We start from the raw sequence: 16,702 nt of genomic DNA, 5'->3' as shown, positions 1-16,702 counted from the left end.
CCGTGCAAAGCAGAACATGCGATTGCGGCAGAGACAGCGATGCAAATTGCAGCAATGTTCAGTCGTAGAATTCAGGAGACATCTTCAGGCTGTCGCGCTGTGCCCTGTCGTGATTGATCCAGAGCTGCGCATTGTCCTTGGCCAGCGTGTCCGAGATCTTTTGCATCGATGCCAGCGTCTCATCCTTGCTGAAATTGATGCTGGGAACACGGCGGTTATCCCAGTTGCTCTTGAAATGAGCAGCGTCACCGGAAAGAACGATCGCGCCCGTCTTCGGCAATTTCACCAGCAACGACTGGTGGCCGGGCGTGTGTCCCGGCGTCGAGAGGATGATCAGGCTGCCGTCGCCAAAGACGTCGCGGTCCCCCTCCAGCTTCGTGACCGGATGTGACGGCTTGAAGCGAGGTTCGTTGTTGGCGCCGGGCCATTCGTACTCGGCCTTCTGCACATAAAGCATCGCGTCCGGAAACATTTCCACATTGCCGATGTGATCGGGATGGGTATGCGAGACAGCCATGGTCTTGATGTCGGAAGGTTTGACACCGAGCTGATCGAGCTGGGCCGCCAATGTCTTCGGACGCTTCCAGGAGACGCCCTTCGGATCGGGCGACGGCAGACCATTTGGCATGGCCGCGACCGCATCAGGGATGCCGGTGTCCCACAGGAACCAGCCTTGCGCATGCTTGATGAGATAGCAATTGTCGACGAAGTCCATCGATTGGCCTTCGTTGACGCCGGGAGACCACCGCGAAATATCGCCGGCGACGCCCTCGCCGCAATTGAGAATGTAAAGCTTTTCGACGCCCGGCTTGCCCGTTTGCGCGTGAGCCAGATTCGCTGACAAAACAACTGACAGCAACGCAGCCAATCCCATGAACCGGTTCATGCGCTTCTCCCTCATCAGCGGACCAGAGCCGACGGCACCAATGTTACTTTATCGAGGCTGTTCTATGATCACGCATGGCCCGCCAAATCAGCGCTGGTGCTCAAGCCGTTCATGCGGGCAACGCTCGACCTCAACCGTCACGTGGCAAAGACTCTTGAGGCCACCGAGGCGGCGCTTGTAGGTCGCGGGCGGCAATGGATTGTCGGAGACAAGCGATATCACCGCGGCGCGATGACCGGGACCGACCTGCCACAGATGCAGGTCGGTGACGCGATCGCCCTTGGTCTCCAGCCGGTCGCGGATCACGGATTCGAGGTCCTCGTCGGCGCTGACGTCGAGCAGCACGGCGCCGGACGCGCGGATCAGGCCGAACGCCCAACTGGCGATCACAACGCTGCCGATGATTCCGACCGCCGGATCGGCCCAGGTCCATCGCGAGTACATCGCGATCACCAGCGCCGTGATTGCGAGAACAGACGTTGCCGCGTCGGCCAGGACGTGGATATAGGCCGCGCGAAGGTTGTTGTCGTGATGATCGTGGCCGCCGTGGGAATGGGAATGGCCGTGGCCATGATGATCATGGTCATGCGTCTCGCGCAGCAGCCAGGCGCTGACAAGGTTGACGGCCAGGCCCAGCACCGCGACCGGGATCGCTTCGCCATAGGCAATCGGAATCGGGTAAACCAGCCGGTAGGCGCTTTCATAGGCGATCTGGGCCGCGATCAGCCCGAGGATGATCGCACTGGAAAACGCGGCCAGATCGCCGAACTTGCCGGTGCCGAAGCTGAAGCGCGAACTGCGCGCATGCTGGCGGGCGAACAGATAGGCAAACCCCGCGATCCCGAGCGCGGCGGCGTGAGTGGCCATGTGCCAGCCGTCGGCCAGCAGCGCCATCGACCCGAAAAACGATCCGGCGGTAATTTCGCCGGCCATCATGACGACGGTCAGCGCGACCACGAACCAGGTGCGGCGCTCATTGTGTTCGTGCTCCGAACCAAGGAACACGTGATCATGGGTCCATTGGTCGAGTGAATGTGAGTGCATGGCGCATCCTCAAAGGTATCGCGCGCGTCCCTGCTGAATATAGCTCGCCAAGACGAAAATTCCACGAAATCGGGACGGCGCAACGCTTCCCTTCAAAGCGAAACGGCAATCAGCTCCTCGACCAATGGGCCTCCGCCAACGGGGAATGCGATAAATTGCTTGCCGCCGGCCATGTACGTGATCGGCGCGCCGGACGCGTTGGCGGGTAGCGCGATCTCGGCCAGCATTTCACCGCTGGTCTTGTCGTAGACCCACAGATGCGGATCGAGATTGTGCAAATCCCTGATCGGCAAATTGAGGCCGGGCACGAAGCGCGGCGGACTAAAATATCCCATCTGCACGACGATCATGACGGTCTTGGTCACCAGCGCCCAGCTGCGGAACGGCAGTCCCAGCGGCTCGCGGATGCCGAGCTTCTGGATCGAGAGCATCGCCGTGCTGCGGCCGACAGGAATGCGCCAGCGGTGATCGCCTGTATTCATGTCGATCGCGACAATGCTGCCGAACGGCGGCTTGAGCAGCGGCAATCCCCGCGGCCCCGGAACATAGCTGGGCAACCCGATGAAATCGTAGGACGACTGCCAGGGCTCCGGCTTGCGAATGGTGACGAGGGTCGGCAGGTGTTGCGTGCCGACATAGAGCAGGCCGGTTTCCGGATCGATCGCGGCGCCGGCCCAGCTTGCACCACCGGCGTTGCCGGGCACCTGGATCATGCCGCGCTGCGACGGCGGCGTGAACAACCCGCCACGGTCATAGGCGGCGGCGATATCGATCGCCTCCTTGTGAATCTCCGGCGTCAGATCGATCAGATCCTCGTCGCGCGCTCCCTGCAGATCGAACGGGGCTGGCTTGGTCGGAACCGGCTGTGTCTTCGAGGCGCGCTCGCCGGGCACGCTGGAGCCCGGCACCGGCTGTTCCTCGATCGGCCACACCGGCTGGCCGGTGATGCGGTCGAACACATAGACAAAAGCCTGCTTTGTAACCTGCGCGACTGCCTTGATGCGTTTTCCGCCGACGGTGATGTCGATCAGGTTAGGCGCGGCCGGCGGGTCGTAGTCCCACAGGCCGTGATGGACGAGCTGGTAATGCCAGACCTTCTTGCCGGTCGCCACATCCAGACAAACGAGACTCTCGCCATAGAGGCCATCACCGGGGCGATCGCCGCCGTAATAGTCGTTGGTCGGCGTGGAGACCGGCAGATAGACATATCCAAGCTCCTCATCGGCGCTGATCGGCGCCCAGACATTGGCATTGCCGGCCTGTTTCCAGGACTCGTTCTCCCAGGTTTCAGCGCCGGGCTCTTCGCCCTGCCCCACGGTATGGAAGGTCCAGAGCAGACGGCCGGTGACGGCATCGAAGCCCCTGACATCGCCGGGCGGCGACGGCCGGTGCGCCCACCAGTCCATCACCGACGATCCGACCACAATGACGCCGCGGACGATCACCGGCGGCGAAGTCATCGTGTAGTAGTCGCGATCGACCGGCCGGCGCAGGCCTTCGGTAAGATCGATCCGGCCATCGGTCCCGAATGTCGGCACCGGCTTTCCGGTCCTGGCATCGAGCGCGATCATCTGCGCGAACGCGGTGAGGATCACGATGCGCTCGTCGTCACCGTTGCGCCAATAGGCGACACCGCGATGCAGCCATCCAAGGTTGGCGGGAAGACCAAGACCGTTCTCGTAGATCTTGGGATCGAACACCCACTTGGTTTCGCCTGACGCGGCGTCGATGGCGGCGACCTCAGAGAGCGATGTGCTGGTGTAAAGCGTGCCGCCGACCATCAGCGGCGTCGACTCATTGGCGAAGCTGGGACCGATCTGTGGATTGGCGTCCTTGATCGCCTGATCGGGAGACTTCCAGCGCCAGGCGATATGGAGATCCCTGGCGTTGCCGCGATCAATCTGCGCCAGCGGCGAATAACGCGCGGCGGCATAGGTTCCGGCGTAAGCGCGCCATTCACCCTGCGACAGCGCCTTGATGGACTCTTCCTGAGCGCCGGGAATGGCCTGCGCATGAAGGGGTGCAGGTAACCCGAGCAACGCGAATGCGATGCCGGTCATTGTTGCGACGGCGAGCGATGCTCTCCCCGGTCCCGGCAATCCCTTTGCACGCAAGGCTGCCTCCTTGATTTTGAGGCCGAGCATCCCCGAGAAGCGGCCCGCCGTCAAAGGAGATTATGGGGTCGATAACCCGGTCTTATCCGCGTTTGCGGGCGAAGATACCGCGCGCTCCCGGCTACACCACCTCCGCCGGAGCGAGCTTGCAGACATCACTGCCCGCCTCGATCTGTATCGTGGCGTGCTGAATCCTGAACCGGTGCGAGAGCTGCTCGCACACCTGATGAAGAAATGGATCGTCATAACCGCCGGGGCACACCAGATGCGCCGTGAGTGCGGTTTCGTTGGTGCTCATGGCCCAGATGTGCAGATCGTGCACCTCGATCACGCCATCGAGTTGGCCGAGATAATCTTTCACTTCGGCTAGTTCGATGCCCTTCGGCACGCCGTCAAGCGCGAGATTGACGCTGTCCCGGGCAAGGCCCCATCCGCTTGCGAGCACGACGGCGGCGATGCACAGGCTGATCGCCGGATCGACCCACAGCCAGCCCGTGAACATGATCACGAGGGCTGCGACCACCACGCCAAGTGAAATACCCGCATCCGCCACCATGTGCAGATAAGCGCCGCGGACATTCAGATCGCCATGACGGCCGCGCATGAACAACAGCGCGGTCGCGCCGTTCACGACGATACCCAGCGTCGCGACCAGAACCACCGTCCAGCTCGCTACCTCAGCGGGCTCCTTAATTCGGTTGATGGCCTCGACGGCGATGCCGCCGACCGCGATCAGCAGAAGGCCGGCATTGATGAGAGCCGCGAGGATCGAAGCCCGGCGATAGCCATAAGTGTGCTGCTGCGTCGGCTTCCTGCGCGCCAGCCATACCGCCCCCCATGCGAGCAGAAGTGCGATCACATCGGAAAAATTGTGGACGGCATCGGAGATCAGCGCCAGCGAGTTCGCGGCGTAGCCAAAAATCAGTTCCGCGGCAACGATCAGGGAGTTGAGCGCAACACCGCAGGCGAACGCAAACCCAAAACTGTCCGGCGCGTGGCTGTGCCCGGCGTGGCTGTGTCCGGAATGATCGTGCGCGTGAGAATGGTCGTGATGATCGTGGTGATGGGCCATGGCGCGCTTGCGATAATCGTTGCAGGGGTGGTCTCGTTTCGACCGCTGCGATTATAGCGCACAGGGAAAGCTGAATACTATTACGGCAACCCAACTGGCGTCGTCCCGGTGAGTGCCGGGACGACGCCGTAAAACTTATTCCACGAAGACCTACTCCATACCGCGCCCGAATTTGTTCGACTTCGGAAAACCCTTCGGCGGCAGGCGGCCGGCATCAGCGCGAGTACCGCGCCACTCGGCGAGCTCTTTTATTGTGGCGCTGAATTCACGGCCGGCGGAATCCTTCCAGGTCAGGCCTTCCTTGGCGTCGAACGTTGCGATGTCGGACAAACCGCCGTCCTTGTATTTCTGCAAGCGCACGCCGCGGCCGCGTGCCATTTCCGGCACTTGGTCGAGCGGAAACAGCAGCATCTTGCGGTTGTCGCCGATGACAGCGACGGTATCGCCCGTCACCGTCGTCAATGTGCGGGCCTCGTTCGGCATCTCGACGTTCAGCACCTGCTTGCCCTTGCGGGTGTTGCCGACGCAATCGTCCTCGTTGACCACAAAGCCCTGCCCTTCATGGCTCGCGACCAGGAACTTGCGCCCGCCCTTGTTGACGAACAAGGACACGATCGCCGCGTCCTGCTCCATGTCGATGAACATGCGAATCGGCTCGCCATGGCCGCGGCCACCGGGCAGCTTGGCCACGTCAAGCGAATAGAAACGGCCGTTGGTCGCGAACAGCAGAAGCTTGGACGTGGTCTCGGCGAAGAATGCCTGATCAAGCTTGTCGTCGGTCTTGAAGGTCAGTCCCGCGAGATCGGCGACATGGCCCTTCAGCGTGCGGACCCAGCCTTTTTCGGAGACGACGACGGTGACCGGCTCGCGCTCGACGAAAGCTTCCTCGATCGCGGCGAGATCGTGCTCGGGCGCGTCGGCAAATAGCGTGCGGCGTTTGCCGAGCGGGGTCTTCGGGCCGAAGATGTCACGGACCGTCCGCACCTGCTCGCCGACCTTGGACCATTGCTCGGTCTCGGAGCCGAGAAGCGCCTTGATGCCCTTCAACTCGCCGCGAAGGTTCTTGTCCTCGGTGCGGATTTCCATTTCCTCGAGCTTGCGCAGAGAGCGCAGGCGCATATTGAGGATGGCATCGGCCTGGACTTCCGTGAGCTTGAACGCCTTCATCAAGGCCGGCTTCGGCTCATCCTCGGTGCGGATGATCTTGATCACCTTGTCGATGTTCAGATAGGCGATCAGATAACCGCCGAGTACCTCGAGCCGATGCTCGATCTGCTCCTTGCGGTAATTGGAGCGGCGCAGCAGCACATCGCGCAGATGGTCGAGCCATTCGCGCAGGCACTCGGCAAGCCCAAGCACCTTGGGAATCCTACCCTTCACCAGCACGTTGAGGTTCAGCGGAATCCGGCTTTCCAGCTCGGTCAGCCGGAACAGCGATTCCATCATCAATTCGGGATCGACCGCACGCGATTTCGGCTCGATGACGAGGCGGATATCTTCCGCCGATTCATCCCTGACATCGCCGACCAGCGGCAGCTTCTTCTCGTTCAGCAGTTCGGCGATCTTCTCGACCAGCCGCGACTTCTGCACCAGCCAGGGAATCTCGGTAATGACAACGATCCAGGTGCCGCGAGCGCCCTCTTCCTGGCTCCATTTGGCGCGGACGCGGAACGAGCCGCGTCCGGTCATGTAGGCTTCGGTGATGCTTTCCTTGGAATCGATGACGATGCCGCCGGTCGGGAAATCCGGACCCTTGACCCAGCGCAGAAGCGTCTTCGACTTCGCATCAGGCTTGTCGATCAGATGCAGTGCTGCGTCGCAGAGTTCGGCGACGTTGTGCGGCGGGATCGAGGTCGCCATGCCGACCGCGATGCCCTGCGCACCATTGGCAAGCAGGTTCGGAAATCCACCGGGAAGGACGACGGGTTCTTTCGATTGGCCATCGTAATTGGGACGGAATTCGACGCCGTCTTCATCGATGCCGTCGAGCAGAAGCCGCGCGACCTCGGTCATGCGCGCTTCGGTGTAGCGGTAGGCGGCTGGATTATCGCCGTCGATATTGCCGAAATTGCCCTGGCCGTCGACCAGCGGATAGCGCGAGGAGAAATCCTGCGCGAGGCGAACCATGGCGTCGTAGATCGCCTGGTCGCCATGCGGATGGAACGAGCCCATCACGTCGCCGACGATCTTGGCGGATTTCTTGAACGGTGTGCCGGGGTCGAGCCGCAGCAGCCGCATGCCGTAAAGGATGCGGCGATGCACCGGCTTTAGCCCGTCGCGGGCGTCGGGCAGCGCGCGGTGCATGATGGTCGAGAGCGCGTAAGCGAGGTAACGCTCCTCGAGCGCATCGCGCAGCATGACCTCGTGAACTTCGGCCGGTTCCGGCGGAATCAGACGTTTGCCCATAACGTGAAGACTTTCAGTGGTTTCTCGGTAGCTTTGGAGGGTTTTTGTGAGAAGCCTCCCAATTGGCTGGGAGACCTGACAGGCGGCGACTCACGCCCCCTCAAACAGCCCGCTTATACCTAAAAAGGCGCTCCCGCGAAGCGGTGTCAACACCAGGGGCCTCCTGCACAGCAAACGGCCCCGCCTTGCGGACGATGCAGGCGAGGCCGTAAACGGCAGCGGCTTTATCAGGTAACGCCGCCGCCAGCATGTTGATTAAAGCGCTGCCGTGATGGCGCTCAGAACGCAGCGTAGGCCTGCCTGAATGCGATCGCGCCGGCCAATGAGCGTGGACGTGTCCGGACCGCATGCCCGTCATTGCCGCTCTGGACAATCCACTGGCCATTTTCCTGGCCAACGATCTTGCCTACATGGTGACGCCAGACAACGATGGCGCCGACGGTTGGACCACCGGCGTTTGATCCATAGTGGGCCCACGACCTGGCGAGATTGTAGGACGGGCCCGGATCGCTGCCGACCTGCGAGCGCATGTACCAACCGCACCAGGCGCTCGGACGGCCGGCATAGCCGTAGTGCCGGCCAGCGTGGTGAGAATGATGATAGCGGCGATGGTGAGAATGTGAATGGGCCTCTGCGCTCGAACCAAAGACGCAAAGCACCAACGCGGCAGCCATGAGAGTACGCATTACTGGAAGTTCCTGAAGGGAGAGAGATCGCCTACTGCGATCAGGACAGCCGCTGCGTGGGAGGAGCAATAACTGCTCAGCAGCGGCACGGCTTAAACGCGCGGATCAAATCCGGCCTTGGTGTTTAAAAAACTGGGCGTGGCCAAAATGCGGCAATATCGGCCTTGGAACGCAGATCAGCCATCCGTTGGCGGCATGTCTAAGGCTATGTATTTAAAGGTTAATTTCGTGAATGGCCATCACGAAACCGTTAGTCTCGCCCGATGCCTCGCCACCGCGTTGATAAAGCCGTCGCGAGCGTCGGAATGACCGTGCCCGCGCGGTTCCAGCACGTGGCGCAGCAAGAACAATCCGGTCAGCCGAAAGCCGTCCTGCAAGTCCTGATCCGACCAGCCGCTGCCATCGTCCTGGCGCAGGAATGGCGGCAACCGCAGCAGCCGGTCGCGCCAGGGATCGCCGGCCCGGCGCGACACCGCGCCGCCGGATTTCGGCGAGACATAGATCAGATCGGAGGTCTCACCGGTCGCGGCGCAGTTTTCCAGATCGAGTCCGAAACCGAGTTCGGCGAGCATCGCGAGCTCGAATTTCACCAGATGAACCGCCGCTTCGCCCGCATCTTCGAAATCATCGAGGATGTGGTCGAGCCTGTCGTAGATGTCCTGATGTGGATCGCGCTCCGGCAGCAGCCGCGCCAATGCGGCCAGATGCGTCACGCCGTACACCGCAAAGGACGACGACAGAACGGTGGCCGCGCGCAATCTCGTTCCTTCGATCGCGTAAGTGCCGAGGTGCTCGTCGAGCCGCGCCCGCCACACCGCGCTCACGCTATTGCCCGGCTGTAGCAGCGGCCTCATTCGCGAACCGGCCCCGCCGCGCACCAGGCCGAGATGGCGGCCATGGTCGCGCGTCAGAAGTTCGACGATGGCGCTGGATTCGCCATGCCGCCGCACTCCCAGCACGATGCCTTCGTCGGTCCACTCCATCGGTGAGATCGTATCATGTAGGGTGGGCTAAGCGAAGCGAGCCCACCTCGCCCACAAGCCAACGCTGCCATTTCCCGGTGATGGGCACGGCGCGAAGATCGCGCCTTTGCCCACCGCCGTCGCGGCATTCACCCGTTAAACCAACCCTTCGCGTCGCCGGTGTAGGAGTAATACAGCCCGGCCGCCGTCAACGCGCAGGAAACGATCTCGATCGCACTGTCCAACGCCAGGCCGCTATCGCCAATGATCCCGACCAGCGAGTAAAGCGACAGCACCAGCGAGCCGATCAGCACCCAGCGCGGCCAGTTCTTCCGCCGCTGCGCGGCAAGCCAGACCAGATAGACCAGCGCCAGAATCATGCAGGCAGCGATCACGGTGGCAGTCGCGATCGTCGATTCCGTCACATCCGGGCTTGGCGTCCGGTCCTGGAACGCGACCGACAGCGAGTCGAGCGTCAGCGACAGATACAGCAGCACTTCAAACCACAACACATTTCGGGGCACGTTCATGCGACGCCGGTCATTCCTTCGGGAACTCTAGTCCCATTTCGCGATAGCGGTCGGGATCCTCGCTCCAGTTCTCGCGCACCTTCACGAACAAGAACAGGTGCACGGGCTGACCTACGATCTCGGCAAGCTCTTTTCGCGAGTCCGCGCCGATCGATTTGATGGTAGCGCCGCCCTTGCCGAGCACGATCTTGCGCTGGCTTTCGCGTTCGACAAAAATCGTCTGCTCGATGCGGACGGATTTGTCCTTGCGCTCGGTCCAGCTGTCGGTTTCGACCGTGGACTGATACGGCAATTCCTGGTGCAACTGGCGGAAGATTTTTTCCCGCGTGATTTCAGCCGCCAGATGCCGCATCGGCGCATCCGACATCTGGTCTTCCGGATAATGAAACGGCCCGGGCGGCACCAGATCCGCGAGCGTGCGGCGCAGATCATCGACACCATCGCCCGTCAGCGCCGAGATCATGAAAGTCCCCTCGAAAGGCAGGCGTTCATTGGCGGCCTTGGCCAGCGCCAGCAACTTCTCGCGCGGGACCAGATCGATCTTGTTCAGCACCAGAATTTTCTTGTGCGCAACGGTCGCGGCCTTGGTCAGGATCGCGTCGGCCTCCTCGTCGATCCCCGCTTTGGCGTCGAGCAGCACGCAAACGAGATCGGCGTCATGGGCCCCGCTCCATGCCGTCGATACCATGGCGCGATCGAGCCGGCGCTTCGGTGAAAAAATCCCGGGCGTGTCGACGAGAATGATCTGTGCATTGTTTTCGATCACGATGCCCCGGATCAGCGCGCGCGTGGTCTGCACCTTGCGCGAGACGATCGTGACCTTGGAGCCGACCAGCGCGTTGACCAGGGTGGATTTGCCGACATTGGGGGCGCCGATCAGCGCGACAAAGCCGCAGCGCGTTGCAGCCGGTGCTGCATCCTCGGGAGATTCAGCCATCACTACCGCCAACGCCTTCGCGCGCGATCATCACCGAGGCCGCGACCTTTTCGGCGGCGCGCTTGCTGCCGCCGACGCCTTCGGCCGGGTCAAGTCCCGGCAAATCCACGGCCACACGGAACTGCGGATCGTGGTGCGGTCCGGTGCGTTCGATCTCGCGATAGACCGGTGTCGGCAGACCCTTGCCCTGGGCCCACTCCTGCAGCACCGTCTTGGGGTCGCGCAGCGGCCGCCGCGGCTTGCGCATCCGCTCGGTCCAGTTGCGTTCGACGAATTGGGCGGCGGCAGCGTGGCCGCCGTCGAGATAGACGGCTCCGATCACGGCTTCGCAGATGTCGCCGAGCACGGATTTACGCAGGCGCGCGCCCGCGCCCGCGCCGACCGCGCCAAGCTTGATTTCGTCAAGCAAGCCCAGCGACTTCGCCACGTCGGCGCAGCTTTCCTTGCGCACGAGGTCGGCGAGCCGCTTCGACAACTCACCCTCATCGGCACTCGGGAAGGCGCGATACAGCATGTCCGAGACAACAAGGCCGAGGACGTGGTCGCCGAGAAATTCGAGGCGCTGGTAGCTGTCGCCGCGCTTGCGCGCGGACTTCAGCGCGGAGACATGGGTCAGCGCGGTGGCGAGCAGCGTGGGATCGGCAAATTTGTGCCCGATGCGCGCCTCGATCGCCGCAGCCGCGGCCTTGGCGTTCACCTTGGTGCGCTTCTTCTTCGCCGCCGCAGGCTCACTTCCGGCGTCCGGCTGAGAGCTTGCTTCGCCAGATGACGATGGGGGCCGGATGTCCTGCGCGTCGTCGTTCATCGCACGATGGAGAATATGCGATTCCAGCGCACCGCAACCGGCCAGCGCCAGAACATCCAGGCGTGTTCGCCCTCGGCAATGGAGAAGAAGATCATCTGGGCGCGGCCGATCAGGTTCTCGAACGGCACGTAACCCACCGCGGACAGCACCCGGCTGTCGGTCGAATTGTCCCGGTTGTCGCCCATCATGAAGAAGTGGCCGGCCGGCACGGTGTAAACATTGGTATTGTCGTAAAAACCGTTGTCGACGCAATCCAGCGTCTCATAGCTGACGCCGTTCGGCAGCGTTTCCTTCCAGCGCTTCACCCGCGCCGTGGCGTCCGATCCGCAGGGGTCCTCGCCGATGAAATCGCTCAGACGTTCGCGCACGACCGGCGTATCATTGATGTAGAGCAGGCCTTCCTTCATCTGAATGCGATCGCCGGGCAACCCGATCACGCGCTTGATGTAGTCGGTGGAATCATCCTTCGGCAGCCGGAACACCACGACATCGCCGCGCGACGGCTCCGAGCCGAAGATACGCCCCGAGAACAGCGGCGGCGACAGCGGGATCGAATAGTGGCTGTAGCCGTAGGAATATTTCGAGACGAACAGATAGTCGCCGACCAAAAGCGTCGCCTTCATCGATCCCGACGGGATGTTGAAAGGCTGGAACAGGAAGGTGCGGATCACCAGGGCGATCAAGAGCGCATGAACGACGACGCGGATGGTTTCACCCAGGCCGCTTTCAGATTTTGTTCCGGATGTCACGCTCATCGCTTTCCCACTTCCCGTCACGACTGCCGCACGGTGGCAGAACATCTTCTTTACGCGAATCGGCCCCCGCTCCGCGTCAAGAAAATCGTCTTTTCTGATGTGAAAGCGAATCCTGGCGCAAACCCGAACTCGCCCTAGTCTCCCCGCGGCGTTTTAGACCGTTGTTCGCAACCACGCAATCAACGGGCCCTTCAAAACTTGCTAATCTCTTGATAAATCGTCGATTTTTTGTTTCGTCGCCGGATGCCGAATCCCGCCCATTGATAGATCAGGGTTTGCCGGGCGTCACCGCCGAAATTATGACGAAAGCCTGCGCCAGCGGCCAATCGTCGGTAATGCTGAGGTCGATCCGCGCCTCACAGCCGGGCGGCGTCAGCGCCTCGAGCCTGGCCAGCGCCCCGCCGGTCAATTGCATGGTCGGACGGCCGCTCGGCAGGTTCACCACCCCCATGTCCCGCCACCAGACGCCGCGCCGGATTCCGGTGCCAAGCGCCTTGGAACAGGCCTCCTTGGCGGCAAAACGCTTGGCATAGGTTGCCACCACCATTTTCTGGTTTTTGGCCCGGCGTTCGGCCTTGGCGCGCTCGGCGTCGGTGAAGATACGGTCGAGGAAGCGATCGCCGTGACGGTCGATCACGGCACTGACGCGGCGGATATCGATCAGGTCAGAACCGATGCCGATGATCATGCCGTGTCCAAACCCGCGACCTTCTTGCGCCCGCGATCCATGGCGGCCCGCATCGCGCGAACGGTCTCGGCGAGACCGACGAACAACGCCTCCCCGATCATGTAGTAGCCGATATTCAGTTCGACGATCTCGGGCCGGGCCGCGATCTTCTCGGCAGTGGTGTAATCGAGCCCGTGCCCGGCATGGACTTCCAGGCCGGCGGAGCGGGCCAGCGCGGCGCCTTTGACGATGCGCTGCCATTCCGCTTCCGCCTTTGCCGAGTGTCCGTCCGCGACGGCGTCGCACCAGGCGCCGGTATGAATCTCGATCACCGGCGCGCGCAATTGGGCCGCCATTTCGATCTGCCGCGGGTCGGGCGCGATGAACAGCGACACCCGCACGCCCGCATCGTTCAATTGCGCGATGAAGGGCTTGAGCGCGTTGTGCTGTCCGACCACGTCGAGGCCCCCCTCGGTGGTGAGCTCTTCCCGGCGCTCCGGCACAAGGCACACGGCATGAGGCTTGGTCGCAAGCGCGATCCCCAGCATGTCCGGGGTCGCCGCCATCTCGAAATTCAACGGCTTCGAGATTTCCGCCTTCAGCCTCGCCATGTCGTCGTCGCGGATATGGCGGCGGTCCTCGCGCAGATGCGCGGTAATGCCGTCGGCGCCCGCCTCGATCGCGGCGAGCGCGGCGCGCACGGGATCGGGATTACGGCCTCCCCTGGCGTTGCGCAGGGTGGCGATGTGATCGACATTGACTCCAAGGCGCAGCGGAGGAACAGGCATACGGGACTCACCGAAGAGAAGAATGCAGGAGATGATTAGCCGAACTTCCCGGGGCGTCCAGCTTTATCCATTGACGCGTTCGACCCGCGCGACGACGGCTTTGGCGCGCAACTGGGCGATAATGGCACTGAGATGCTTCAGGTCATAGACCTCAAGGTCGATGGTGAGTTCGGTGAAATCCGGCGAGCGCCTGCTCATGCTGATGTTGTCGATATTGCCGTCATGCTCGGCGATCACGGTGGCGACCTGGGCGAGGCTTCCGGGCTCGTTGACGTTGTCCACCCTGATCCGCGCCGGAAAGCGCTGAGGCGTCGAGTCGTCGACATCCCAGCGCACGTCGAGCCAGCGCTCCGGCTCCTCCTCGAAATCCTTCAGCGCGGGCGACTGGATCGGATAGATCGTGATGCCCTCGCCTGGCGAAACGATCCCGACGATGCGGTCGCCCGGCACGGCGCCTCCGTTCGGTGCAAACTTGACCGGCAAATCGGAATTGATGCCCCGGATCGGGATGGCGGATGTGCTGCGCGCCGCGTCGGGCGGCGATTTCACCGAGAGGTTCTTTTTCGCGCCAAACCGCCCGATACGCTCTTCCTTGTAATCGGGATACATCGCGCGCGCGACGTCGGACGCCTTGATCTCGCCGCGGCCTACCGAGGCCATTACATCTTCGATCGAGGCCCGTGCCAGCCGCGGCAGCGCGCCTTTCAGCTTGTCGTCGGCGTATTCGATCTTCGCACGCGCGAACAGCCGCTCGACGATGCGGCGGCCGAGGCCGGCATATTGATCGCGCACCGCGGTCCGGGTCGCACGCCGGATCGCCGCCCGCGCCTTGCCGGTGACTGCGAGCGCTTCCCACGCCGACGGCGGCGCGGCCTGCGCTTTCGAGGTCAGGACCTCCACTTCGTCGCCGTTTTGCAGTTCTGAAGACAGCGGCGCGAACTTGCCGTTGATCTTGCAACCCACCGCGCTGTTGCCGACATCGGTATGCACGGCGTAGGCGAAATCGATCACATTGGCCTTGCGCGGCAGCGCGATCAGCTTTCCCTTCGGGGTGAAGCAGAACACCTGGTCGTGGAACAGCTCGAGCTTGGTGTGTTCGAGAAACTCTTCCGGGTTAGCGCTTTCCGACAAAATCCCGATGGTTCGACGCAACCAGGCGAAGGCGTTGGATTCCCGCTTGAGCCGCTCGGTCGGTGAACCCACGCCGTCCTTGTAGAAGGCATGCGCGGCAATGCCGAGTTCGGCGATCTGGTCCATCTCCTCGGTGCGGATCTGCAGTTCGACGCGCTGGTTGCCGGGACCGATCACGGTGGTGTGGATCGAACGATAGTCGTTCTGCTTCGGCGTCGAGATGTAGTCCTTGAACCGGCCAGGTACCACCGGCCAGGTCGTGTGCACCACCCCGAGCGCGCGATAGCAGGCCTCGACCGTGTCCAGCACGATGCGAAATCCGAAAATGTCGGACAATTGCTCGAAGCCGACCGATTTGCGCTCCATCTTGGTCCAGATCGAAAATGGCTGCTTGCGCCGGCCATAGACATGCGCGGCCATGCCGTTCTTCTGAAGATTCCGGGAGAGCTGGCTTTCGATTTCGCTGATCAGATTGCGGTTGCGGTCCGCCAGCGAATCCAGCCGCTGCATCACCACCGCGTGCGCTTCGGGATCGAGCATGCGAAAGGAAAGGTCTTCGAGCTCTTCCCGCATCTCCTGCATGCCCATCCGGCCGGCGAGCGGCCCATAGATGTCGAGGGTCTCCTCGGCGATCCGGCGGCGCGAGGCGGGCGGCACGAACTCCAGCGTGCGCATATTGTGCAGACGGTCGGCAAGCTTGATCAGGAGAACGCGGACATCGTCAGCGATCGCAAGCAGCAGCTTGCGCAAGTTCTCGGCCTGCTTGGCTTCCCGCGAAACCAGTTCAAGCCGTTTCAGCTTGGTGAGCCCCTCGACCAGCGCGCCGATTTCATGCCCGAAGATGTGGTCGATTTCGGCGCGGGTGGCCTCGGTGTCCTCGATCGTGTCATGCAGCAGCGCCGCGACGATGGTGGCGTCGTCGAGCTTGAGGTCGGTAAGGATCGCCGCGACTTCAAGCGGATGCGAGAAATAGGGATCCCCGGAGGCGCGGGTCTGCGCGCCATGTGCCTTCATGGCGTAGACATAGGCGCGGTTCAGCAGATCTTCGTTGGTGTCGGGATTATAGGAGCGGACGCGTTCGACCAGATCGTACTGGCGCATCATCTTGGTGCGCGGCGACTTGGTTGTCTTCGCCTTAGCTGCCGCGGGCAACGCCGGTACCACGGCGACCGAATCGGACGCGGCCTGCATCTGCCGTTGGTTGCGACGCCAATTCGCCATCGAATCACTGCCTTTACGCGGGCTTCGGATGCGACCCGCTTCACATACAATCTAACGCATCCTCAAGCGCAGCAGCGCCTTGGTTGAGGCGAGAAACGCTCGATTTTGGGCACGTAGCGCAGTTTATCGCGAAACTGGCCACCCACCGATCAAATCGAAGGCAACCTGCGCGAACTGGTGCGCGTCCATGATAGAGGCATGATAATCACAAAAAATGCCAACAAAAGCAAAGGCCCAGGCAAATGCCCGGGCCTTTGGTAAATCGGATATGTTCGGGGAGCGCGCCGCGCACGATATGGCGGCTTATTCGTCCTCTTCGGGCTGCTCTTCCGGAGGCGCAAGGCCTTCGAGACCTTTCAGGAGCTCTTCCTCGGTCATGCGTTCGACGGCGACCTCGGTGTCGTCGGCATCGACGCTGGCGCCTGCCGATCCGATCAAAGGCACGGTATCGGGCTCGGGCTCATCGACCTCGACGAATTTCTGCAGCGAATGAACCAGTTCTTCGCGGAGATCCTCGGGCGAAATCGTCGAATCCGCGATTTCGCGCAGCGACACAACCGGATTTTTGTCGTTATCGCGATCAACTGTAAGTTGTGATCCGGACGAAATCATACGGGCGCGGTGTGCTGCCAGCAGAACCAGGTCGAACCGATTGTCGACCTTATCAATACAATCTTCCACGGTGACGCGCGCCATCG

15 protein-coding genes are annotated in these 16,702 nt (G+C 62.2%); all 15 read right to left on the bottom strand.

The features are described from left to right. Positions 1-58: 58 nt before the first annotated feature. A complete protein-coding gene (locus BLV09_RS04395) occupies positions 59-874 on the bottom strand; it encodes an N-acyl homoserine lactonase family protein (RefSeq protein WP_433994409.1) in 816 nt (271 codons plus the stop codon). Positions 875-973: 99 nt separating this feature from the next. Further along, entirely contained in the window at positions 974-1,930 is a 957-nt protein-coding gene (gene dmeF / locus BLV09_RS04390) for a CDF family Co(II)/Ni(II) efflux transporter DmeF (protein WP_146686434.1), read from the bottom strand. A 92-nt stretch (positions 1,931-2,022) separates the two neighbouring features. After that, the gene (locus BLV09_RS04385) at positions 2,023-4,044 is read right to left on the bottom strand and encodes a PQQ-binding-like beta-propeller repeat protein (RefSeq protein ID WP_167558620.1); all 2,022 of its coding nucleotides are present in this window, start codon (positions 4,042-4,044) and stop codon (positions 2,023-2,025) included. 121 nt (positions 4,045-4,165) lie between these two features. After that, positions 4,166-5,116: a cation diffusion facilitator family transporter gene (locus tag BLV09_RS04380; RefSeq protein WP_146686432.1), complete on the bottom strand. Its 951-nt coding sequence runs from the start codon at positions 5,114-5,116 to the stop codon at positions 4,166-4,168. 150 nt (positions 5,117-5,266) lie between these two features. Further along, entirely contained in the window at positions 5,267-7,522 is a 2,256-nt protein-coding gene (parC, locus tag BLV09_RS04375) for a DNA topoisomerase IV subunit A (protein WP_146686431.1), read from the bottom strand. Between the two features lie 278 nt (positions 7,523-7,800). Then, on the bottom strand, positions 7,801-8,208 hold the full coding sequence (locus tag BLV09_RS37855; RefSeq protein WP_244548965.1) for a hypothetical protein: 408 nt from the start codon (positions 8,206-8,208) through the stop codon (positions 7,801-7,803). A gap of 239 nt (positions 8,209-8,447) precedes the next feature. Continuing rightward, positions 8,448-9,191, bottom strand: a complete 744-nt coding sequence (gene recO, locus BLV09_RS04365; RefSeq protein WP_146686430.1) for a DNA repair protein RecO — start codon at positions 9,189-9,191, stop codon at positions 8,448-8,450. A 128-nt stretch (positions 9,192-9,319) separates the two neighbouring features. Further along, positions 9,320-9,700, bottom strand: coding sequence for a hypothetical protein (locus BLV09_RS04360; RefSeq protein ID WP_146686429.1), 381 nt, complete (start codon positions 9,698-9,700; stop codon positions 9,320-9,322). A 10-nt stretch (positions 9,701-9,710) separates the two neighbouring features. After that, positions 9,711-10,637 (bottom strand): GTPase Era, encoded by a 927-nt coding sequence (era, locus tag BLV09_RS04355; RefSeq protein WP_100382237.1) that lies wholly within the window; start codon positions 10,635-10,637, stop codon positions 9,711-9,713. After that, a complete protein-coding gene (gene rnc / locus BLV09_RS04350) occupies positions 10,630-11,334 on the bottom strand; it encodes a ribonuclease III (protein ID WP_244548964.1) in 705 nt (234 codons plus the stop codon). Before rnc ends, era begins: the two co-directional genes overlap by 8 nt. 104 nt (positions 11,335-11,438) lie before the next feature. After that, positions 11,439-12,197, bottom strand: a complete 759-nt coding sequence (gene lepB, locus BLV09_RS04345; protein WP_100382239.1) for a signal peptidase I — start codon at positions 12,195-12,197, stop codon at positions 11,439-11,441. Between the two features lie 268 nt (positions 12,198-12,465). Continuing rightward, positions 12,466-12,885, bottom strand: coding sequence for a holo-ACP synthase (gene acpS, locus BLV09_RS04340; protein WP_146686427.1), 420 nt, complete (start codon positions 12,883-12,885; stop codon positions 12,466-12,468). Next, on the bottom strand, positions 12,882-13,652 hold the full coding sequence (locus BLV09_RS04335; protein ID WP_146686426.1) for a pyridoxine 5'-phosphate synthase: 771 nt from the start codon (positions 13,650-13,652) through the stop codon (positions 12,882-12,884). Before BLV09_RS04335 ends, acpS begins: the two co-directional genes overlap by 4 nt. Before the next feature lie 63 nt (positions 13,653-13,715). Next, the gene (locus BLV09_RS04330; protein ID WP_146686425.1) at positions 13,716-16,004 is read right to left on the bottom strand and encodes a RelA/SpoT family protein; all 2,289 of its coding nucleotides are present in this window, start codon (positions 16,002-16,004) and stop codon (positions 13,716-13,718) included. Positions 16,005-16,307: 303 nt separating this feature from the next. After that, the gene (gene rpoZ / locus BLV09_RS04325) at positions 16,308-16,700 is read right to left on the bottom strand and encodes a DNA-directed RNA polymerase subunit omega (protein WP_024512695.1); all 393 of its coding nucleotides are present in this window, start codon (positions 16,698-16,700) and stop codon (positions 16,308-16,310) included. Positions 16,701-16,702: the final 2 nt, after the last annotated feature.

The sequence above is a fragment of the Bradyrhizobium canariense genome (genome assembly GCF_900105125.1).
In the GTDB taxonomy this organism is placed as follows: domain Bacteria; phylum Pseudomonadota; class Alphaproteobacteria; order Rhizobiales; family Xanthobacteraceae; genus Bradyrhizobium; species Bradyrhizobium canariense_A.
Note: the sequence above shows the minus strand (reverse complement) of the source record. Positions and strands in the feature narration are given on the sequence as shown.